This is a genomic window from Bradyrhizobium sp. USDA 4472 (genome assembly GCF_054058595.1).
Genome location: NZ_JBSSAM010000001.1, coordinates 4,707,735 through 4,727,988 on the forward strand (window position 1 = coordinate 4,707,735; position 20,254 = coordinate 4,727,988).

Sequence of the window (20,254 nt, forward strand, 5' to 3'; positions counted from 1 at the left end):
GTCGACGATCGCTGATCTTTGCACAAGATCGACCGTCCAACAATAAGGGGCGAGCATGGAGAGCAGCTGAAATGCACGGGCTGATGGGCACCATGTTGTTTTCGTTCCCAGCGCGAGCGCACCGAAAGATGCTGGCCGCCGCCTTGGGGCTTGCCTTGGTCTTACCCGGTGTGTGCGGTGCGGGCGTCCTGTCCGAGAGCGATTTCCGGCAGGCGGAGAGCCTTAAGCCACTCTTTGCCAACCTCATGAACGACCTTGTTGCAACCGCAAAGCGCCCCGACGTTTCCAGCGGCGACGCCGAGTGTGTCAACTCGACTGTCCGGGAACTTCTGCAAATCTCCGACGAACTCGCAAGCTACGAGTATCTGATCACCATGGAGAAAGATCTGACCGACTTCGGCGACAAGAATCCGATGCGGGACATTGTCAAGTTTGCCGTCGACAAGAGCAGCACGATCCTGACCGGCGAAAGAAAACGATTAGTTCAGATCTCCGAGCGGTGTACCAAATATCCGTTGGGGCAAGGCAAGATTGAGCAGGCCGTAACCGTCATCGACACGACGACAGGCATATTGGCTTCCATTCGAGCGCGCCTTTGACCGGGCGAAAGGAAGCGCCCGCGCGGTCGGCGATCTCGACGTGCGGAGATGAGAGCGAAGGACAACTTGCAGATCCCAACGGAGAAAAGCGCGCCCAGGTCGACCAGTGAGTAGCCGAGCACCATCGAGAACACCTTGGTGCCACTTTTTGTAAGCTGGGCGGCAAGCTTCCGGCGATGGAGGCCCTGACTGTCTTTCGATCAGCCCGAAGTTGCTGGGCGAGGGGGGGGACCCGACAGACCTTCGCGATGCAAATCCCGGATCATGACAAGTTCCCGAAGCAGGATCACCGCGCTCGTCCTGCGGCCTGCTCCAGCAGCGTCGACGTCTCGGCGGCTTGCCACCGCTGGTCGCGGGAGTATATTTTGTCAATGGCTGTCAGCTCGCCCGATCTGAAAGCATTTTTGCTTGCCACACCGTTCTTCGGTGGTCTCTCAGACGCGAGTTGCGATCTGTTGGTCTCAATGCTGGTCGAGCGCTGCTTCGGCGTTGGTGACACTGTCGTCGCGGAAGGAGAACCAGGCCGCTCGATGTTTGTTGTTCACTCCGGCGAGCTCGTGGTGAGCAAGCTTGCGGGATCGGGGCGCGCAATTCGAATGGCGAGTCTGGGGCCGGGAGACTTTTTCGGCGAAATGACGCTCATCGAAATGCAGAACCGGTCAGCGACCATCGTCGCGCAGAGCCAAACTCTGCTGTACGAGCTCACGGCTCGACAACTTTACGCGTACTACAAGGCCGATATCCACGCGTATGTGATGGTGATGCAGAATGTCAACCGCGAGCTTTGTCGGCGGCTTCGTCGCGCCGACAATCGCTTTGCGGAGTTGCAGATGCTTCACGCGTGTCGGTGACGAAGTGACCGATGCCCGGTTTCAGTGCCCAGACCGTGATTGACCGGGCACAAGAGGTTTACCTAGCACGCTCGAGGTACTGGTAATCGGCTGCTTTGCAGCGTCATTTGCGGGGCACCGCCGTGAGGGCGGGGCCGTAGGCTTTGGTGTATTCGGGTTTGATCACATCGATGCGCCCGATCCAATGCCCGTTCGGCATGTTGCCCGCCTCATCTTTGCATTCTCAAATCAAAAGGGGCCACTGGCGGTTGAATTGCTCTGCGTGCCGATGTTCCGTTGGGTTGACGACACCGTTGGGCTTGAGCGTAGTGGCGCGGCGGGGCCAGGCTGATCGAGCGTCGAGGTCCGTTCAGGGGCAGTCGCGTCATTTTGGCTGAGTCTTTGGCATTTCCGGTCGGGCCTTAAGTGCCGACGTGCCAGAACTCCGAAAGGACCGAAAAGGTGACGGCGATCACAGACCGTGACGCTTCTTTGCCCGACTTATGCGCGACCGGCAACGTATGGCCGTCATCAGCAACAGGAGATAATGACCATGCCTAAAGATAAAGAGTTGGAAACGCGTCCCTTGGGCGACAAAGAGTTGGAGACGGTGAGCGGCGGCTTCACGAGGACGGGAGACTTCTACGGTGAGCCCGTCGTCTACACCGTTAAGGATTACGGTACCGCGTGGAATACGGTTTCTCAGCTAAGGTGAAGTGACGGCCTGCGCGGGAGGGCACTGCGAGGCGCAGTGCCCTCCCAGCCTTGTATGTACTGGAATAACCGGTTCGGGCCAATTGCGATTAAGGCGGCTGGCGCGGCAGGGAGTTGGCGCATCGACTCGGCCCATTGCTTTGGCTTCGGTGTTTTCATGGTGCGGCGCTCAGGCGGCGGCCAGTTAACCAGTGAGCCAAGCAGTCGGCACTGGGGAAATTTACGGGTGGTCCGGCATGCGATGGGCACGCCGTCAGCGGCTCACGACACATCGCCCCGGCGAATGGAAGAGGCCGCCTACCTTGGCGGCCTCTTGGTTTCTCACGGCAGGTTGTTGTTGTTGTCTATTGTGTCCCCAAAGGAACTGTTTCCAGTAAAGACGCTGCCAGGCGCAAAGTTTTTAGCCTTGATCCCCGCAATGATCTGCGCTTCATTCGTGGGTACGGACATTCCGCCGCTGATCTGGTCGAGCTCGGCGATCGACAGTTCGAGAGTTTCGGCTCGCGCAATCTGGGTCATGTTCATTCTCCCTGCTTCATGAGGGGATTGCTCCCCGTTCAATCTCATGTCGCAGGTTTAGACTGAATAATTAATCTGCGCCGTGACGAAGGTCACACACCAGCGATGAACAGCGCACCATTGCCGTGCTGGGAGCCGGGCAAAGACCGCGCAAGCCCCGCGAGCAAGACCGACCGAACGTCGTAAAACGACGCCAGAAGTGACTGAACGATCAGCCCCCCGCTTGATCGCAAGCGCCTCCTCTTCGTCGACAACCTCCAAGAGCTCAGGGGCGAATGCTGGCATATCTCCCCTGAACCGGCGGCTATTGAACACAGCAACCTTCAGCTCTTCGGTCCAGCGTGCCTCAGCGCATTCCAAGCAGCTTGGTTGGCCTGATCGAACGCTTTGCGGGATTCCGCGAGCGCTGCGCTCAGCACTGACCAGGAATCGCCGCCGGCCTGTTTCAGCTTCTGCAGACGAGCTTCTGCCTCGGAGGCGTCGGCCTTCATCTGCTTTAGAGCGGCGTCGACGTCGCCCGTATGCGATGCGGCGACCTTGCCGGCTGCCTCACGGAATTTGTCGGCGGCCTCGCGCCAGGCCTTTACCTGTGCGGCCGCGATGTCCTTGAAGGTCGCTTGCTGCTGCTCGACTTGCTTGCCGGCGCTTTCAACGTAGATCTTCATCTGCGCCTCGAAGCCGTTCCACTGCTTCTCGAGCTCCGCCTTGCTACGTGCCCAGGCCGCTTCGCCGACATCGGCTTGGGTCTTGAGCTGCACCTGGAATTCGTCACGACGCTTCTTCAGATCGGCGATGATCTGCTCGGCCCTGACCTTCGAATCGGCCTTGACATCGCCAGCCTTGATCTCGAACGAGGCCAGAGCGGCATCCATTTCGTCGATGCGCTCCTTGGCCCAATTCAGGTAGAAATGCATGCTGCTGTGCTCTGACATGATCGTCTCCGTTGACCGTTCTGGCTGGATGATCTTCTCCGAGTTCGGCTTTGCGCGTGTTGACTTGGGTCAACCGCACTCTGCGTGGCCGCCTCGCTCCTCAGGCCGCGAGACATGGAAAAAGCCTTGACCTTTCGGCCGTGGCCGTTGTCCGAGTGCGCCGCGGCCCGGAGGCAAGTGCTGCATAGAAGTCGGCTGGAGCCATCAACTCGGCATCGCACGGCAGCACATCCTCACTGAAGGCCGCCTCGGCCAGGCCCAGGGCGCCGGCAAGACCGCCATCGGCCGCAAGATCGAGCTGGAGGCAGTGCTTGCTCTCAATGACGAGGTCGGCAGCTTGGAAAGAAGACATGATCGAATGCTCCCTGCATTGAAAGGCGCTATGCGGCCGTCCAGCCCCCGTGCATCGCGAGGTTGGCGCCGGTGATCTGCGCGGCGTCGTCGCTGCACAGGAAGAGCGCGAGCGAGGCGACCTGCTCGACTGTGACGAACTCCTTGGTCGGCTTGGCGGCGAGCAGGACCTCGTTGATGACCTCATCCCTCCGCATGCGACGGGCCTCCATCGTGTTCGGAATTTGCGAGGCCGATGCCGCTGGTGGAGCCGGTGACGACCGCCGTCTTACCGTTCAGAATTGCCATTTCTTACACTTCCTCGTAACATCAAAACCGGATCGGCGCCGCACCCCGGATCGGGACGCGCAGTTGAAGTCAAAAGACAAGAGCCTTCTCACTGGTGCGAATCGAGCCGCGCGCCGGTTGCTGCAGAAAATCGTGCACCACCGTTCCGAGCCCGAGCGTGAGGTCGGCGCGGATGTGAACGGCGGAGATGATCTCCAAGACCGGCAGTTCGGCCACGGGTGCCAGCGCATGTGGCGTCAACGCGAGGGCCGCAGGCCCGGTCCACGCACCCTTCAGCACGATGTCCTCAAGCCCGAATTGAACGACCTCGCAGATCCGCGGGCTGCCGTCGACGTGCGGGATGATTTTGAGCAGGAAGTTCGGCTCGCCAAGGGCAGCCTTGACCTTCGCCAGATCGGCCTCGCGGTGCTTGTAGCCCATCGTCCCCGTCGCGACCCGCAGCGGCCCGTAGTCCAGCGTGCCGATCAGCGTGTCGATCTCGGTCCTCAGGGTCGGCTGTGCCAGCTTTTTCGGAAAGCCCCACAGCTCGCGTCCGCCCGCAATGGGGCCTTCGTCATTGAGGAACATGCAATGGGTATAGCCGCCCTTGCGGCCGCGGAAGGAGACGGGGATCACTTGCCCGCTTTCCGTATAGTCGCCAAAGCCATTGGAATCGGGCATGCGGATGAACTCGTATTTGACGAGAGCCTCTCCTTCGTCCACCTCCAGCGGCTCCGGCACCACGGCCCGCAGCTTGGCCGGATCGGTACGGTAGGTGATGATCAGGTATTCGCGATCGATGAACCGGTAGGGTCCGGGAGGGTAGGCCGGATTTGTCAGCGGCATCGCGAAGGCTCGCCGTCTCACGTCAGTCTCACGCATAGGAAATCTCCGTCTCATCAGGGCACCGCTACTCGCGGCCGTCATGTTCGAGATCAAAGGTGAAGACCCCGTCGGGGCCAGAAGGGCGGGCGAGCACCTCCGGATGGCGCAGGGTGCGCAATGCGTCGTGGTAGCCGGCCTGCCAGTGCTCCTGCATCGAAAGACGCGAGAACTCGTAGTCCTTGGAGTGCCCCTCGTGATTGCGCGCGCGGTAGATCAGGTGGACGATGTTGTAGACGTTCCGTGAGACCGCTGTGCTGAGCAGTCTCACGTCCTCATCCTGGCTGAGATCGTCGGGCAGCCGGCCAAGCAGATCGGTGAGTGCGCGCCGCAGACGCTGCACGCGCTTGAACTGATCGGTGCTGGCGCGCGTGCGGCTCGAATACTGGATTTCCTTGTGCCGCGTGATCACCTCGGCCATGTTGCGGGGAATTTGGCCGCGCGCGCTCCAGAGATCGACCTGGAACGCCAGCATGTCCTGCGGGGCATCTGATTCGATCACCCATTGCAGCGGCGTGTTGGAGACGAGGCCACCATCCCAATAATGTTCGCCCTCGATCTCAACGGCCGGAAAGCCGGGTGGCAGCGCGCCGCTCGCCATCACGTGCTCCGGCCGGATCGTATGGGTGGTATTGTCGAAATAGACGAAATTTCCGGTTCTGACGTTGACCGCGCCGGCACTGAAGCGCGTCAGCCCGGCGTTGAGACGATCGAAGTCGACCAAGCGCTCCAGCGTGGTCCTGAGCGCGCGCGTGTCATAGATGCTGGTCGCATCGCTGGCTCCGCCGGGCTGCAGCCAGGGCAGGACGGGACGGGCGGAGAAAAAACCGGTTGCGCCACACGTGGCCGCCAGACCGGCGCTCATCTGATTGATGAGGTTGCGCGTGCTGTCGGTCTTCGACCAATCGCTGAAAGCGGACCACTCCCACGCCGCCGTCGACGTGACCTGGGTCCAGAAATCGCGCAAACGGTCCACGCGGCACTCCGGCGGATTGCCGGCGATGATGGCGGCATTGATCGCGCCGATCGAAATGCCGGCGACCCAATCGGGGTGAATGCCGGCTTCGGCCAGGGCTTCATAGACACCGGCTTGATAGGCACCGAGCGCACCCCCGCCCTGTAACAGCAGGGCGATGCAATCGAAGGGCAGGCGCCGTGAGGCGGACGAGATCTGTGATCGAGGCTGGAAGTTCATCGTGAGTGATTTCCTTCATTCTTGCGGGCGTAGTTCGCCGGCCTAGCGATGGATCGGGCCTTGCTTTGCGACCTTGGGCGGCTCGAGCATGACCTCCTTCAAATCATCGCCGGCGGCGACGACCACGACGAAGTTGAGCCTGCCGTCCTGTCTGACCAGCCCACCGGCAAGCGCGCTGCCGGCCGCGGCTCGCTCTGCGACCTGCACGGCGTCAGACAATTCCTGCTTGATCCATTTGAGTGCGATCATGTTGGCGAGGTCTTCGTGGCCGAGCTCCCGCAGCGAAGACGTCACTTCCTTTCCCGCGATGCCGCCGGAGTTTGCGTTGACGGTGTTCTCCCATACCTGTTCATTCCGGATCGTGCGGACGCGGTAGAGGGGGGCGCCGGCAGACTCGAAGCTGATGTCGGCTGTCTTCGAGCCCTCATGCAGACGCTCGGCGATCGCCATGGCGCGGCCGAGCGGGACGCGGACCGTGCGGAACTCCGTGAGTACGCGGCGGATTGTGCCGTCCTCGGCGTCGCCTGGCGCGGTCGTGCTTCTGGGATCGGTATCCGCAGGACTCTGGACGTCCGCGACGGCGCCGCTCGCTGTCAGCATGGCGGTCCAGACGATCAGGGCTAACAGATGTTGCTTCGGCATCGGATCAATCTCGGTCAGGTCGTTCGATGGCGCTCGCGGCTGCGTGGGCGACGACGATCTCCTTCGGGCAGTGACTGGTTGGTGTCGATCACCACGAGCTCCGGTCCCTTCATGGCAGAATGGATGAGGATCGGAGGTGCCGCGGGTCTTGGCTCGGTAAAGCGGCCAGGCGATGGCGCCGGCAGCATGGAGCCCGCCGCCCAAAGCAAGCAGAGCAGCGCGCCGCCGACCGACAGAAAGTAGCCGCGCAAGGGCAGGGCGATTTCAGTCCCTTGGCCCGCGCGCATGGCGATGATGGATTGTCGGCTCACGACACGCGGCTCCCGATGGTCATATCGCTGTGTCGCATCATCAGATTCGCCACGGCCGCGGATGCTTGCGCGCAAGCTCGGCGTCGAGATAGCCGCGCTCGTCGAGCCAATCGGTCGGACAATAGGTCGCGATGTTCGGGTCAATGGTGAATCCGTCACGCCTCAGCGCCGTCCGCGTACCAGTGAGGCCCATCCACACGGCTTTGCCGCTATCGGGGTCCACTTCCATCACGTCGAAGACTTCGATGAAGTTCAGCATTTCCGCTCCAGGCGTCCCTTGCGCCGTGTGCGTGAGTCGGTCAATTTCGTCAGGCGCAACGCCTCTGTGTGCGAGCGCCTGCGTCATGCGACCATCCTCCGCTCCAGCCGGATAGGGCTCGGCCGGCGTTCGCCGAGCGAATGACCCCAGGCGATCATCGCGATCGTGATGCCCAACAGCAGGCTCAACACCACGAGTAACAGGGCGACGACGATATTCAGCGATGCGACGGCAAGCGCGGGGATCGGGTTTGCGCGCATCAACGCGAACAGCAGGCTTGACATTCTGCGCTACCTTAATAAACTATACCGTATAGTTCATATAAATCAGGCGCCGCGCCCGAAGTCAAGACGATGGCTTCACAAGGGCGTGTGCAGACCGGGGTTCACGGCCCGCCAGCAAACCAGAGTCTTACGCAAGAAAGGAACTGACATGACGAGATTGATGCCGGCGCTGTTCGCAGCGGCCGTGGTCGCGCTTGGCAGCGCAGCTGCATCCGGGCAGGAAAACCAGGGCACGGCAGAGCAGAGGGCGGCGTGTACACCCGACGCGTTTCGCCTGTGCAGCAGCTACATTCCAGATCCGTCGGGGGTCGAAGCCTGTTTGCGTCAGCGTAAATCGGACCTGAGCCAGGCGTGCAAGGCGGTGTTTGAGCAGGCAAGCATTGGATCGGTGCGGAGCCGATAAGACGCAACGTCGCGGCGGGCGCCCCTTGAGCACTCCGCAGAGGCGTCTGCACCGCGACCGGCGAGAGGAAAGACCGATGACCACGATGTATATTCCGGCGCTCGCCGCCTTCGGTGGCTCCGCCTTCGGAGCGGTCTCGACCATCATGAGTGGATGGTTCAACCGGCGCCGAAGGCTTCGAGAGCGACATCACGCTCGCTCGTTCGAAAAGCGCGAACGGTTGTACAAGAACTTCATCGAGGAGGCTTCCCGCCTGTATGCCGACGCGCTCGTCAGCGACAGGGCGGAAATTCCGCAGCTCGTCGGTCTCTACACGCTTATCGGTCGCATGCGAATCCTGTCCACCGACGAGGTCGTTCACGCAGCCGAGCGCACCGGTCGCCTGATCATCGAAACCTATTTGTCGCCAAACCGGTCAATCGTCGACCTGCCCGACTTCATCGAGGAAATCGATCCTTTGCGCGCTTTCGGCGAAGCCTGCCGCATCGAGTTGCTGAACCTTCCGTCGCGGTGAGAACATGAAGCGAGAACATGCTCATCATCTCGGCAAGCACCCGGATGCTCGGAACAGAGTCGTCCAGGCGGCGACCGACCTCTCTTGCGAGATCGGTCACAACAAGACGGCTCTCGCGGAGATTGCGCGGCGACTGTCGATGTCTCCGGCCAACATCTATCGCTTCTTCGCATCAAAGCGCGCGATCATCGCAGCTGCATTTGAAGGCCGCTGCTGACGCTGATGCCTCCGGGGTCAGTCCAAAGCGGGCAGATGGCCATGCTCCTATGACCAGTCCGTCTCGCACGCCGCCAGGAAAAAGCCGACACGTTCGCGCACGAAGCCGGGAAGCTCCTTTTTCAAGTCCCTCGGCGTCTCGCCGACGAGCGAGCGGAACAGCATCGGCAGCAGGATCAGGTCGAGGAAAATCTGTGCGGTGGCGCGGCTTCGTTTGGCGCTGAAAGGCCCCCTTGCGGTGCGGGCGAGCTTTTGCGTGGCTTCGTCCAGCAGCTGCGACACCGCATTCAGGGAGCGATCGCGCGCAGCGTCGTGGACGTTCCGGCTCAGTTCGGGAAACCGCTGCGATTCCGCGATGGTGGCGCGCACCATGCCCAGTGACTCCTCGACAACGCGGTCAACGATGGCTGTCCCGAGGCTCATCAACTTGTCCTCGATGGTGCGGCCTTCGGGCGAGAACCCCTCGAAATCCGTCAAGCCGTCGATGGTGCGCGCCACCACTGCCGCGAACAGCGCCTCCTTGCCGGGGAAATGGGCATAGATCGTCGGCTTGCTTGCGGGGGCGAGCTCCGAAATGTCGTCAATGCTGGCGCTGCGGTAGCCCTTTTCCAAAAACAGCTGCTGGGCCGCATCGAGAATGCGTGCCGGCGCGTCTCCGGCCAGATCCTTGGGCGGTCTGCCTCGCTTCGTTTTCTTCATTCTTAAACCTCCGAAATCACGAGTCTGTGCGTTTCGCTTTCCCGCTTGACACGGTCCATGAAGAAAGGCAAGAAAAAGAAAATATACGGTATAGTTTATTATCGTGCCGATCTCGACGCTCTTGCGGGCCAGCCGGGTGGTCCCGAACGATCGGGTCGCAAAGCTGGGGGCGTTCGAGCCCCGATGGTCCGAGCCGAATGAGGAGAATGTCGTGACTGTTTCGTACCCAGACCCGCCCGGCGTGCGCCCAGGCGTGCTGCTGCGCGAGCTGCATCACAGGGTCACCAATGGTGTCGCCTTCGCCATCGAGCTGGTCTCTGCCGCAGCCATCCGGGTCGAGGGGACGGAAGCCAAGGGCGCGCTCAGCAATGTCGTCGAACTGCTGCATGGTTACGCCGACGTGCATCGCGCATTGTCCATGCCGGCGGGAGACACGCTCATCCACGCCGCCACTTCCATTCGCAAGCTGGGGTGTGGCATGCGGCGGGCGGTCCTGGACCGGATGGACATTCAATTGGCCTTCGCGACCCAGTCGCTTGCGCTTCAGCCGGAGCGCTGCTGGCACCTGGGGCTGGTCGTCCATGAACTCGTGATGCACGCGGCAAGGCACGCTTGTTTCGACGGGCGGGCCGGGCAGATCAAGGTCAAGTTGACACGCAACGGCGCGCTGGCGAACTGCGTGATCCTGGACAACGGCACGCGTCCCGCGCGGGACGTCTCCGATCGCGAATTGCGAATTGCCAAGGATATCGCGCGGGGGCTCAGCGGCCGGATCGAACAGGGTTTTGGCGCCGAATTCACCTCGATCGTCTTGTCATTTCCGCTGACCCAGCGCGAGCGGGACGCAAACTGGACCATCGCAACGCGCCAGATCAGGGTCCCGCGCCGCAGGAGAGTCGCGTCTTCAAATGAGGCCGCGCTCGGCGCGCGTCGACCCGCCGATGCGCTTGGCGGGCTGTTGACGCTCTCCCATTCGGCGGACGCGCCATGACAAACCAGTTCTCCAATCCAATCCAAGCGATTCGAACGCCGCGAGCGGCGAAGACTCTCGTCGCAGCGGCCGTGCTTGTCAGCATTGCGCTGACCGGTTGCAACGATCACGCGGCGCAGACGCCCAACCGCGCCGCATTGGTCCGGACCGCGATCGTACAGCCGCGCGAGCGGCAGGCCACCATCACATTGACGGGCGAGGTTCAGGCTCGCTTCCGTGCCGATCTATCGTTCCGCGTTAGCGGACGTGTGGTTGCCCGCGCCGTGGACGTCGGTGCTCACGTCAACAAGGGCGAGGTCCTCGCCCGGCTCGATCCCGCCGAGCAGGCGGCCGACGTGGATGCTGCGACCGCGGCAGTGGCCTCTGCCGAAGCCCAGCTGCGCGTGGCGAAGGCAACGTTCGAGCGACAGAGAGCGCTGATCGCAAGCGGCTTCACCACCCGCACCCTCTATGATCAGGCCCAGGAGGGCTTGCGAACGGCGGAGGGCGTGCTGGAAGCAACCCGGGCGCAGCTCGGCACTTCGCAGGATGCGCTTGGCTATACCGTCCTTCGCGCCGAAGCCGACGGCGTCGTGACCGCGCGAAATCTCGAGGTCGGTCAGGTCGTGCCGGCCGCGCAACCCGTCTTCTCCCTCGCGCAGGATGGAGCGCGCGATGCCGTCTTCGAGGTCTATGAATCCGTTTTCCTCGGCCAGACCGACAGCCGCCGCGTCACGCTGGCGCTCATCTCGGATCCCGACGTGACTGCAACGGGTGAGGTGAGAGAGATTTCACCTGCGATCGACTCGAAGAGCTCCACGATACGCGTCAAGGTGTCCATCGAGAATCCGCCGGCCGCGATGACGCTGGGCAGCGCCGTCGCCGGAACGGTCGACGTGAAGCCCCAGAACGAGATCGTCCTGCCCTGGACCGCGCTGATGGCCGCGGGCAGGAAGCCCGCGGTCTGGACCGTCGATCCGAAAACGCAGACGGCGTCGCTGAAGCCGGTCACGGTCGGCGCTTACGAGGCCGGTCAGGTGCTGATCAAGGCGGGCCTCGAGCCCGGCGAGCGCGTCGTCGTCGATGGCGGAAAGCTCTTGAGCGTTGGCCAGTCGGTCGCTGAAGAAGGAGGCCGGTCATGAAGCGACAGGTCATGATGATCGCTGGCACGCTCGCGGCGGCCTCGTTGCTCACAGGATGTCAGCAGGAGACGAACGCGCCGGAGCCCGTGCGGCCCGTGCTCTCGATGCTGGCCGAGCCGAACAGCGGCAACAGCGCGGCTGCCGTTGGCGTCGTCGAGCCGCGCTACAAAACCAACATCGGCTTTCGCGTACTCGGACGTCTGACATCGCGTCCGATTGACGTCGGCGACATGGTCCGCGAAGGACAAATCATCGGCACGATCGATCCCACCGCACTCGATCTCGCCGTTCGCGCGGCTAAAGCCCAGCTTGCGAAGGCCGAGGCTCAGCTTGCGACGGCCAGGGCCACGGAAGAGCGGCAACGCACGCTCATCAGCAGTGATGCGATCCCCAGGCAGACGCTTGATAATGCCGAGCAGGCCCGCGCCGGCGCTGAAGCAAGCATTGCGCAGGAGCAGGCGAGCCTGACGAAGGCGCTCGAGCAGCTCGGCTATGCCCGGATCAAGGCCGACTTCGGTGGCGTCGTCACCGCTGTCGGCGCGGAAGTCGGGCAGGTGGTCTCTCCCGGCCAAACTGTGGTGACGGTTGCGCGGCCGGACGTCAGGGAGGCCGTCGTCGATATTGGGGAAGACCTCCCCGTGCCGCTCGAGGTAGGTCTGCCGTTCACCGTCAGCCTGCAGCTTCTTCCGACCGTTCAGGTCGAGGGCAGGATCCGCGAAATCGCGCCGCAAGCCGATGCGGTGACACGGCTGCGACGGGTCCGGATTGCGCTCGACAATCCCCCCGAAAGCTTTCGTCTCGGCGCGACCGTCACAGCACAGCTGGCCAAGGATCAAGGCAAAGTCATGCGCCTGCCCCCATCAGCGGTGCTCGCCAAGGATGGCGCCGCTTTCGTCTGGGTGGTCGATCAAGCCACCAGCACGGTCGCGCTGCAGAAGATCGATGGCATCACCGAACCGGCAGGCATTCGCGTCACGGGCGGGCTTGCCGCCGGCACCCGCGTCGTCGCCACCGGAATTCACAGCCTCAAGCCCGGGCAGCACGTCCGCATCGAACAGGATCGAGAGCCATGAAGTCGTTCAACCTTTCCGACTGGGCGCTCGGACATCGTTCGCTCGTCTGGTATTTCATGATCGCCTTCATGGCTGCCGGCCTGTTTGCCTATCTGGAGCTGGGTCGCCAGGAGGACCCTGACTTCACCATCAAGACGATGGTGATCCAGGCGCAGTGGCCCGGCGCCTCGCCCGAGGAGATGACGCGGCAGGTCACGGACCGGATCGAGAAGAAGCTGGAGGAGCTGGAATCGCTCGACTACACCAAGAGCGTCACAGTGGCAGGTCAGACCACCGTCTTCGTCTACTTGCGCGATGCGACCAAGGCGGTCGACGTCAAGCCGACCTGGGTGCGCGTCCGCAACATGATCGCGGACATCAGGGGCGATTTCCCGCAAGGCGTGATCGGACCCGGCTTCAACGACCGCTTCGGTGACGTCTTCGGGAACGTCTATGCCTTCACCAGTGACGGCCTCAGCCAGCGACAGCTCCGCGATCAGGTCGAGGATATAAGGGCCAAGGTGCTGACGGTGCCCGATGTCGGCAAGGTCGACATTCTCGGCGCGCAGGACGAGGTCATCTATCTCGAATTTTCTACCCGCAAGATCGCGGCCCTCGGCCTCGATGTCCACGGCATCATGAATTCGCTTCAGGGCCAGAACGCGGTAGCGCCCTCCGGCGTGTTCCAGGAAGGGCCGGAGCGGATCAGCGTCCGCGTCAACGGTCAGTTCACCTCGGAGGCGAGCCTCAAGGCGGTTAATCTGCGCATCAACGACCGCTTCTTCCCGCTGACCGATGTCGCGACCATCACGCGGGGTTATGCCGATCCGCCGTCAACGCTGTTCCGATACAACGGCCAGCCCGCCATCGCGCTCGCGATCGGCATGAAATCCGGTGCCAATTTGCTCCAGTTCGGCGAGGCGCTGAAAAAGGAGATGACTGCAATCATCGCCGACCTTCCGATCGGCGTCGGCGTGCACCTCGTTGCCGACCAACCCGTCGTGGTCGAGCATGCTGTTTCGGGCTTCACCGAAGCGCTGTTCGAGGCCGTGATCATCGTGCTCGGCATCAGCTTCCTGAGCCTGGGCATGCGGGCAGGGCTCGTCGTGGCCATCGCCATTCCGCTGGTGCTTGCGATCACCTTCGTCGTGATGGCCTATTGCGGCATCTCGCTGCAACGCATTTCGCTGGGCGCCCTGATCATCGCGCTCGGCCTGTTGGTCGACGACGCCATGATCGCGGTCGAAATGATGGTGGCGCGGCTCGAGATCGGCGATCCCCTCGAAAAGGCGGCGACCCATGTCTATACCTCGACCGCGTTCCCGATGCTGACGGGAACGCTGGTCACCGTGGCCGGCTTCATCCCGATCGGACTCAACAGCAGCAGCGCGGGCGAGTTCACTTTCACCCTGTTCGTGGTGATCGCGGTGTCGTTGATCGTCTCGTGGATCGTGGCCGTCTTGTTCACCCCGCTGCTCGGCGTCGGCATTTTGCCGGCCAAAATGAAAGGGCATCACGAACAAAAGGGCCGCGTCGCGCAGATGTTCGCGCGCCTGCTCCTGTTCTGCATGCATCACCGCTGGAGCACCGTCGCCGTGACGGCCGGCGCCTTCCTGCTCGCCCTGTTCGGCTTGCAGTTCGTGCAGCAGCAGTTCTTTCCCTCGTCCGACCGTGCCGAGCTCGTAATCGACTGGAACCTGCCGCAGAACGCTTCGATCACCGAGACCAACACCCAGATGGCAGGCTTCGAGCGCGACCAGTTGCAGGGCAATAATTCTGTCGAACATTGGTCGACCTATGTCGGGACCGGCGCGCCCCGCTTCGTGCTGTCGTTCGACCTGCAGACCGCCAACACCTGGTTCGGCCAGCAGGTGATCGTGACAAAAGGCGGCATCGCTGCGCGCGACAAGCTCAAGTCGCAGTTCGAGGACTATTTGAGGAAGACGTTCCCGGGCACCGACACCTACGTCAAGCTGCTCGAGGTCGGTCCTCCCGTGGGACGTCCGGTACAGTACCGCCTGAGCGGCCCCGATATCGCTGAGGTCCGTAACCTCTCGCAGAAGCTCGCCGGCGCCATTCGCAGCAATCCTGATCTCGGCAATGTGGTGTTCGACTGGATGGAGCCGGCGCGTGTCGTCAAGGTCGATGTGCTCCAGGACAAGGCGCGCCTGCTCGGCGTGACCTCGGAAGACATCGCCACCACCTTGAACTCGGTGCTCCAGGGCACGCCGGTCACGCAGGTGCGCGACAGCATCTATCTCGTCAACGTCACGGGACGGGCGACCGCGCCGGAACGAGCCTCAATCGACACGCTGCGCGACCTGCAGATGACCGGGCTCGGCGGCCAATCGGTGCCGCTCGGGGCCGTCGCCAATCTGCGATACGAGCTGGAGCAGCCCACGATCTGGCGCCGCGCCAGGATTCCAACGATTACTCTGAAAGCCGCCGTCGTCAGCAATGTTCAAGCCGAAGACGATCGTCGACCAGCTTGCACCGAAGGTGGCGGAGTTTGAGAAGCAGCTGCCCGCGGGTTACTCGATCAGGATTGGCGGCTCAGTGGAGGAGAGTGCCAAGAGCCAGGGCCCGATTATCGCAGTGGTGCCGCTGATGCTGTTCGTCATGGCCACGGTTCTGATGGTGCAGCTACAGAGCTTCTCCCGTCTGTTCCTGGTGTTCGCGGTCGCGCCGCTCGCGCTGATCGGCGTCGTCATGGCCATGCTGCCGAGCGGTGCGCCGCTTGGCTTCGTCGCCATTCTCGGCGTGCTTGCCCTGATCGGCATCCTGGTCCGCAACTCCGTCATCCTGATCGTCCAGATCGAGGATCTGAAGAAAGAGGGCAGGCCGGCCTGGGATGCCGTGGTGGAAGCAACCGAGCACCGCATGCGCCCGATCCTGCTGACGGCCGCCGCCGCAAGTCTCGCGCTGATTCCGATCGCCCGCGAGATTTTCTGGGGCCCGATGGCCTATGCCATGATGGGCGGCATCATCGTCGGGACGCTTCTGACGCTGCTATTTCTGCCGGCGCTGTATGTCGCCTGGTTCAGAATTCATCCCGACCATGCGGGTCAATCACCTTCAGATGAGCCCGAATCCGTTTCGAACGAGGCGCCGGCCGAAGACAGGTCGACTCACCACGCTCCAGAGCCTGAGCTCGAGCCCCAGATCTAGAATGGAAATGACGATGCTCTCCAAGACGCTATCAACCGTTGCTTTCGCTGTGACGGTCGCAGCGAGTTCGCTCACCCCGACTACTACAGTTTCCGCCATCGCCACCGCTCGCCGGCGCACCCCCGGTGGCTCCAGCAGGTCCCCGAGCCCTCGCGGGTCCTCCGCAGACAGGCTCTCGCAGTCCGATAGGCTTCAGACCGCCCGGCTGTGAGTGGCCTGCGAGCGTGCAAGGTACGCGTCGAAAGCAGACGCGACACTCCGAACCAGGAACTCTGCGCCCTCGCTGACGGATATCCTGTCGCCGATCATCGTCACCACCCCATCGGCGAGGAGACTGTCGATCCTGGATCGATCAACGATGGCCGACCGTGGATCCCGACCGTGACGATGGGACACCTTGGGCAGATCCACGGACATGTCGCACATGACGCGCTCGATGATGTCGGCGCGGAAGCGGTCATCCTCCGTGAAGGCGTAGCCCTTCGTGGTTGCGAAACGGTGTTCGGCAATATGCGCGAGATAGTCTCTGATGGCGACGACGTTCTGCACGAACCCCTGCGGCATGCGGCCGATCGAACTTGCCCCCAGGCCGATGAGGGTTTCGGCGGCGTCGTCCGTGTAGCCCTGGAAGTTCCTGCGCAGCCTGCCCTCCCGCTTCGCCACGGCGAGCTTGTCGTCAGGCAAAGCGAAGTGATCGAAGCCAATGCGAACGTAGCCGGCATCGACGAGCGCCTCGGCGATCGTCATCGACTGCAGATGGCGCTCGATGCTGTCGGGAAGAGCGCTTTCGTCGATCTTGCGCTGATGCTTCTTGAAGGACGGGACATGGGCATAGCCGAACACGGAGAAGCGGTCCGGACGCAGTTCGATGCACTTAGCCACGGTGTCCAGGCAGGAGTCGACTGTTTGCAGGGGCAGGCCGTATAGCAAGTCGAAATTGAGCTTGCCGACCCCAGATCGCCGGAGTCGCTCGACGCACTGGGCAGTCTGCTCGAAGCTCTGTAGGCGATTGATGCCTCGCTGGACCTGAGGATCGAAGCTCTGCACGCCCAGGCTCGCGCGGTTGACGCCGCTGAAGCCCAAGGCGTCCGTCATCGGCTCGGTCAGGGTGCGCGGATCGATCTCTACGGCAATCTCGGCGTCCGGCAGCACGAAGTACGAATAGCGCAGGCTGTCGAGGAGATCGGCGAAGGTGTCCGGCGTCATGATCGTGGGCGTGCCTCCGCCGAAGTGGATGTGCGAGATCGGGAGTCGATGGCCGATCGTCTCGGCCACCATGTGCGCTTCGGTGCGCAGGCCAGAGGTGTAGACCGCGATCGGATCGTCTTTCTTGGTGGGGGAGGTGTGGCAGCCGCAGTACCAGCACATGGACCGACAGAAGGGGACATGCATGTAGATCGACGCGGACTGTCGGGCGGGCAGCGACTTGAGCCATTTTCGATAGTCGGCTTCACCGATCGCCGCGGAAAAGTGCGGGGCGGTCGGGTAGCTGGTGTATCGGGGTAGCCTGTCCTGTCCGTACGATTGCGCCAAGTCCGATCTCATCTCAAGTCTCTCCTTCGTCTTGCGCCTCGTATACTGGCGCCGCGAAGGGACGACATTGCTCTGGCGCAATCCAGTCGAAAACAGTCGCCAAGGCTGGCGCGACGAGCGCGCCGGCCATCATCGCCGTCTTCACTGCATGGAGTTCATCCGCTGGGACCGCGGGTCTTGGTCGCTTGGCATCGACGTGAAGAAGCTTGACCTCATCTCAGCCCGATCCTGATCGAATGAAAAGCGGCCTCTTTGATCCGCGTCAATGAAGAGACCTGAAAACTAGCCATGATCTTGGTTCGGAGAAGACAAGGACAGATCGATGCTGGAAGAAGTTTTCGAGTTCGCAGGTGCGGCCTTGCCTGGGGGGAATGCCTTGCCGCCATACTCCGAGGCCCAATTCCTGGTCGAGCTCGGTGAGCGCGTGCGCAGCTCGCGAATGCGTTGCTGCATGTCGCGCCGGGAGCTTGCCCGCAGGTCCGGCATTTCGGAGCGCTACATTGCCCAGATCGAGGGCGGCAAGGGCAACGTCTCGATCATCCTCTTGCTCAGACTTGCGTCGGCGATTCACCGCAGCCAGCGAGAGGCGGCCTGACCTCTGCTTCGTGTCCGGAAACCGGTGCCGAGAGGCTGCAAATCTCCGGGCAACGAAGGCGAACCTCTTTTGCCGAGCGAGCGCGGTTCGAAACCTCTGTACCTACTAAGGAGGCCTACGCTGGATATTTAGCGACCCGCTGGCAGGCCACTTGCAACCTCCTCGCGTACGAGGTCGCCGGCGGGCGCTTCCAGTTCGCGCCCGAGCTTCTCGCGAGCAGCCTCTTCGATCCGGGCGGCGAACCCGGGCTCTCGGTCCATAAGACCGTGCAAATCAGCCGCGTCCAGGACGAGTAGGCGGGTGGTTTGGGTAGTAATGACCGTTGCTGAACGGTGAGCACGGCGCAGTACGGCGATTTCGCCGAAGAAGTGGCCGGCACCCAGGCGCACCGGGTTGTGCCGCAGCTTGATCTCAACCTCGCCGTCGGCGATCAAGTACATGGAATGCGCCGGCTCACCCCGCCGCGTTACGACGGACCCTGCATCTAGCTTCTGAGCTCTGAGCATCTTCATAATTTCCCCGATCTGCACTGCGCTCAATTCACTGAACAACGGAATTTTGGCAACCAGACTCCAGGTGATGATGAAATCGCGTCGATGCACCTCGTTGGCAAAGGCCGTGGCAACGATGCCTACAGGCAATGCGACCATGAGCAAGCCAGCGAAGATCGTGCAGCCCGCAATGAGCCGTCCGATCGCCGTGATAGGAACAACGTCGCCATACCCAACCGTGCCAAGCGTCACGATTGCCCACCAGAGTGCGTCCGGTATCGTTCCGAATTTGTCGGGCTGAACCGTGCTCTCGGCAAGATGCATCAGCCCCGCTGCGATCAGCGCGGCGCCAAGAAGGATCACAAAGCATCCCGTGAGTGCGCGCCTTTCAACATAGAGCGCCTCCAACAGCGAATTAATGGCAGGTGAATAGCGCGTCAATTTCAGGAAGCGCACCAAGCGCAACACGAGCAACGTCTTGAGTTCGGGAGCGGCAAAATGAGTCAGCAAAAGCGGCAATATGGCAGCAAGGTCGATAATCCCGGCCAGGCTTCCCATGAAGCGAAGCCGCGACCCGAGGGCTCCAAAGCGCCGCCAAGGTGCGTGCTCCGCCGCGGTCCAGACACGCGCCAGATACTCCGCACAAAAGATCACGGCCACTGAAACTTCGATGGATTGAAAGCCGGACGCATGTCGATGTGCGAGCTCGGGAACGGACTCGCTTATCGTAGCCAGAAGGCTGACGACGATCGCGCATATCAGGCCGGTATTCACGGCCAAGCTCGCAGAGCCACGAACGGAGCCCTGCTCCAAAATGAGGTAGATCTTGCGACGTAGCGTCATAAAACGATCCACGAACGCTACTTGTTATTGCGCGGAGAACGCTCGGACTGAATGCGACGGTTCTTCCCGACACGGATCGCCATGAGACTTTCCGCAAGTCCTTCCCAAGGGGTCTGAGACGATCACCTGCAAGTCATATCATCAGATGTCCAAATCGCGCAGGTGCTGACGCTTGCGGAGCACGATCTGGCGCGCGCTGGCAAAGTCGAGTACGCCCTCATCGTTCAATTGCGAGAGGGCTCGTGAAACCGTTTCCAGCGTGAGGCCGAGATAGTCGCCGATATCGCGACGACACATAGGAAGCGCCATCATGCCGGTGACCGCAAGTCGCCGATCCATCTCGAGGAGGAACGTTGCGACGCGCTCCATAGCGTTCTTGCGCCCGAGAAGCAGCATGTGCTCTTCTGCGTGCCTGAGATCGGCTGCGGTCATGGACCAGAGCTTGTGAGCGACGTGAACGTCGGCGGCTGCGACTTGGTCGAGGCTGCGACGCTTTACCAGGCGCACGGTGGTGTCGATGATGGCTTCGGCTGCCAGGCGGTGGGTGGCGCCGGATTCGAGGCCGAATACGTCGCCGGGGAGGTGGAAGGTGCCGATCTGGCGGCGGCCGTCGGTGAGAAGCTTGTAGGTGCGGACCGCGCCCGAGACGACCTGGTAGACATATTCGGCCGGCTCGTCCTCACCATAGATCTCCTCGTCCTTGCGGTAGGAGAACTCGGTGGCCGCCAGGCCGACATGGCCCGTGATGGCGCCGAACTGGTCCGAGACGGGATGGGCCGGGGCAATGGTGCCGCGAACTTGCGTGTCAATCGCCTGGGTGTTGAGCGTCTGGGCCAGCATCTG

At 62.3% G+C, this 20,254-nt stretch carries 23 protein-coding genes and 2 pseudogenes; 11 read left to right on the forward strand and 14 right to left on the reverse strand.

Annotation, left to right across the window (positions count from 1 at the left end; translation table 11 throughout):
* Positions 1-71 precede the first annotated feature (71 nt).
* From ACVWZ4_RS21855 to ACVWZ4_RS21865, 3 genes are all read left to right on the forward strand, one after another.
* The gene (locus tag ACVWZ4_RS21855) at positions 72-599 is read left to right on the forward strand and encodes a hypothetical protein (RefSeq protein ID WP_456704933.1); all 528 of its coding nucleotides are present in this window, start codon (positions 72-74) and stop codon (positions 597-599) included.
* A 371-nt stretch (positions 600-970) separates the two neighbouring features.
* On the forward strand, positions 971-1,450 hold the full coding sequence (locus ACVWZ4_RS21860) for a Crp/Fnr family transcriptional regulator (protein ID WP_456705348.1): 480 nt from the start codon (positions 971-973) through the stop codon (positions 1,448-1,450).
* 532 nt (positions 1,451-1,982) lie between these two features.
* Positions 1,983-2,144: a hypothetical protein gene (locus ACVWZ4_RS21865; RefSeq protein ID WP_456704932.1), complete on the forward strand. Its 162-nt coding sequence runs from the start codon at positions 1,983-1,985 to the stop codon at positions 2,142-2,144.
* 320 nt (positions 2,145-2,464) lie between these two features.
* On the opposite strand, the gene ACVWZ4_RS21870 is transcribed toward ACVWZ4_RS21865, so the two are convergent.
* The 10 genes and pseudogenes from ACVWZ4_RS21870 to ACVWZ4_RS21915 all read right to left on the reverse strand — a co-directional run bounded on the left by ACVWZ4_RS21870 (position 2,465) and on the right by ACVWZ4_RS21915 (position 7,785).
* Positions 2,465-2,662 (reverse strand): hypothetical protein, encoded by a 198-nt coding sequence (locus tag ACVWZ4_RS21870; RefSeq protein WP_456741159.1) that lies wholly within the window; start codon positions 2,660-2,662, stop codon positions 2,465-2,467.
* A gap of 323 nt (positions 2,663-2,985) precedes the next feature.
* Positions 2,986-3,594 (reverse strand): sll1863 family stress response protein, encoded by a 609-nt coding sequence (locus ACVWZ4_RS21875; protein WP_456741160.1) that lies wholly within the window; start codon positions 3,592-3,594, stop codon positions 2,986-2,988.
* 100 nt (positions 3,595-3,694) lie between these two features.
* The gene (locus ACVWZ4_RS21880; protein ID WP_456741161.1) at positions 3,695-3,946 is read right to left on the reverse strand and encodes a hypothetical protein; all 252 of its coding nucleotides are present in this window, start codon (positions 3,944-3,946) and stop codon (positions 3,695-3,697) included.
* A 28-nt stretch (positions 3,947-3,974) separates the two neighbouring features.
* Positions 3,975-4,172 (reverse strand): annotated as a pseudogene (locus ACVWZ4_RS21885) (SDR family oxidoreductase); the annotation flags it as partial.
* A 130-nt stretch (positions 4,173-4,302) separates the two neighbouring features.
* A complete protein-coding gene (locus ACVWZ4_RS21890) occupies positions 4,303-5,094 on the reverse strand; it encodes an acetoacetate decarboxylase (RefSeq protein WP_456741162.1) in 792 nt (263 codons plus the stop codon).
* 28 nt (positions 5,095-5,122) lie between these two features.
* Positions 5,123-6,289: a DUF3734 domain-containing protein gene (locus ACVWZ4_RS21895; protein WP_456741163.1), complete on the reverse strand. Its 1,167-nt coding sequence runs from the start codon at positions 6,287-6,289 to the stop codon at positions 5,123-5,125.
* Positions 6,290-6,331: 42 nt separating this feature from the next.
* Positions 6,332-6,931, reverse strand: a complete 600-nt coding sequence (locus ACVWZ4_RS21900; RefSeq protein ID WP_456741164.1) for a PepSY domain-containing protein — start codon at positions 6,929-6,931, stop codon at positions 6,332-6,334.
* Between the two features lie 14 nt (positions 6,932-6,945).
* Positions 6,946-7,242, reverse strand: a complete 297-nt coding sequence (locus ACVWZ4_RS21905) for a hypothetical protein (RefSeq protein ID WP_456741165.1) — start codon at positions 7,240-7,242, stop codon at positions 6,946-6,948.
* Between the two features lie 40 nt (positions 7,243-7,282).
* Complete coding sequence (locus ACVWZ4_RS21910; RefSeq protein WP_456741166.1) at positions 7,283-7,588, reverse strand: hypothetical protein; 306 nt, start codon at positions 7,586-7,588, stop codon at positions 7,283-7,285.
* Positions 7,585-7,785, reverse strand: coding sequence for a hypothetical protein (locus ACVWZ4_RS21915; protein ID WP_456741167.1), 201 nt, complete (start codon positions 7,783-7,785; stop codon positions 7,585-7,587). The genes ACVWZ4_RS21910 and ACVWZ4_RS21915 overlap by 4 nt, the downstream gene beginning before the upstream one ends.
* 148 nt (positions 7,786-7,933) lie before the next feature.
* Here ACVWZ4_RS21915 and ACVWZ4_RS21920 point away from each other — a divergent pair, with 148 nt between their 5' ends.
* The 3 genes from ACVWZ4_RS21920 (at position 7,934) to ACVWZ4_RS21930 (ending at position 8,919) form a co-directional block, all read left to right on the forward strand.
* A complete protein-coding gene (locus ACVWZ4_RS21920) occupies positions 7,934-8,188 on the forward strand; it encodes a hypothetical protein (protein ID WP_456741168.1) in 255 nt (84 codons plus the stop codon).
* 76 nt (positions 8,189-8,264) lie between these two features.
* Positions 8,265-8,702, forward strand: a complete 438-nt coding sequence (locus ACVWZ4_RS21925) for a hypothetical protein (RefSeq protein ID WP_456704921.1) — start codon at positions 8,265-8,267, stop codon at positions 8,700-8,702.
* A gap of 4 nt (positions 8,703-8,706) precedes the next feature.
* Positions 8,707-8,919, forward strand: coding sequence for a TetR/AcrR family transcriptional regulator (locus tag ACVWZ4_RS21930; protein WP_456741169.1), 213 nt, complete (start codon positions 8,707-8,709; stop codon positions 8,917-8,919).
* A 47-nt stretch (positions 8,920-8,966) separates the two neighbouring features.
* On the opposite strand, the gene ACVWZ4_RS21935 is transcribed toward ACVWZ4_RS21930, so the two are convergent.
* Entirely contained in the window at positions 8,967-9,617 is a 651-nt protein-coding gene (locus ACVWZ4_RS21935) for a TetR/AcrR family transcriptional regulator (protein ID WP_456704919.1), read from the reverse strand.
* Between the two features lie 103 nt (positions 9,618-9,720).
* Here ACVWZ4_RS21935 and ACVWZ4_RS21940 point away from each other — a divergent pair, with 103 nt between their 5' ends.
* The 4 genes and pseudogenes from ACVWZ4_RS21940 (at position 9,721) to ACVWZ4_RS21955 (ending at position 15,949) form a co-directional block, all read left to right on the forward strand.
* Positions 9,721-10,608 carry a histidine kinase dimerization/phosphoacceptor domain -containing protein gene (locus ACVWZ4_RS21940; protein WP_456741170.1) on the forward strand — a complete coding sequence of 296 codons (888 nt, stop codon included), beginning with the start codon at positions 9,721-9,723 and terminating at the stop codon, positions 10,606-10,608.
* On the forward strand, positions 10,605-11,729 hold the full coding sequence (locus tag ACVWZ4_RS21945; RefSeq protein ID WP_456741171.1) for an efflux RND transporter periplasmic adaptor subunit: 1,125 nt from the start codon (positions 10,605-10,607) through the stop codon (positions 11,727-11,729). Before ACVWZ4_RS21940 ends, ACVWZ4_RS21945 begins: the two co-directional genes overlap by 4 nt.
* Positions 11,726-12,802, forward strand: coding sequence for an efflux RND transporter periplasmic adaptor subunit (locus ACVWZ4_RS21950; RefSeq protein WP_456741172.1), 1,077 nt, complete (start codon positions 11,726-11,728; stop codon positions 12,800-12,802). The genes ACVWZ4_RS21945 and ACVWZ4_RS21950 overlap by 4 nt, the downstream gene beginning before the upstream one ends.
* Positions 12,799-15,949, forward strand: a pseudogene (locus tag ACVWZ4_RS21955) (efflux RND transporter permease subunit). Before ACVWZ4_RS21950 ends, ACVWZ4_RS21955 begins: the two are co-directional and overlap by 4 nt.
* Before the next feature lie 192 nt (positions 15,950-16,141).
* On the opposite strand, the gene hemN reads toward ACVWZ4_RS21955, so the two are convergent.
* Positions 16,142-17,494 carry an oxygen-independent coproporphyrinogen III oxidase gene (gene hemN / locus ACVWZ4_RS21960; protein WP_456741174.1) on the reverse strand — a complete coding sequence of 451 codons (1,353 nt, stop codon included), beginning with the start codon at positions 17,492-17,494 and terminating at the stop codon, positions 16,142-16,144.
* 310 nt (positions 17,495-17,804) lie between these two features.
* Between hemN and ACVWZ4_RS21965 the strand changes: the two genes are divergently transcribed.
* Entirely contained in the window at positions 17,805-18,077 is a 273-nt protein-coding gene (locus ACVWZ4_RS21965) for a helix-turn-helix domain-containing protein (protein WP_456704912.1), read from the forward strand.
* Positions 18,078-18,205: 128 nt separating this feature from the next.
* Here ACVWZ4_RS21965 and ACVWZ4_RS21970 read toward each other — a convergent pair whose 3' ends face one another.
* Entirely contained in the window at positions 18,206-19,411 is a 1,206-nt protein-coding gene (locus ACVWZ4_RS21970; protein ID WP_456741175.1) for a cyclic nucleotide-gated ion channel, read from the reverse strand.
* Between the two features lie 141 nt (positions 19,412-19,552).
* Positions 19,553-20,251 carry a helix-turn-helix domain-containing protein gene (locus ACVWZ4_RS21975; RefSeq protein WP_456790330.1) on the reverse strand — a complete coding sequence of 233 codons (699 nt, stop codon included), beginning with the start codon at positions 20,249-20,251 and terminating at the stop codon, positions 19,553-19,555.
* Positions 20,252-20,254 lie beyond the last annotated feature (3 nt).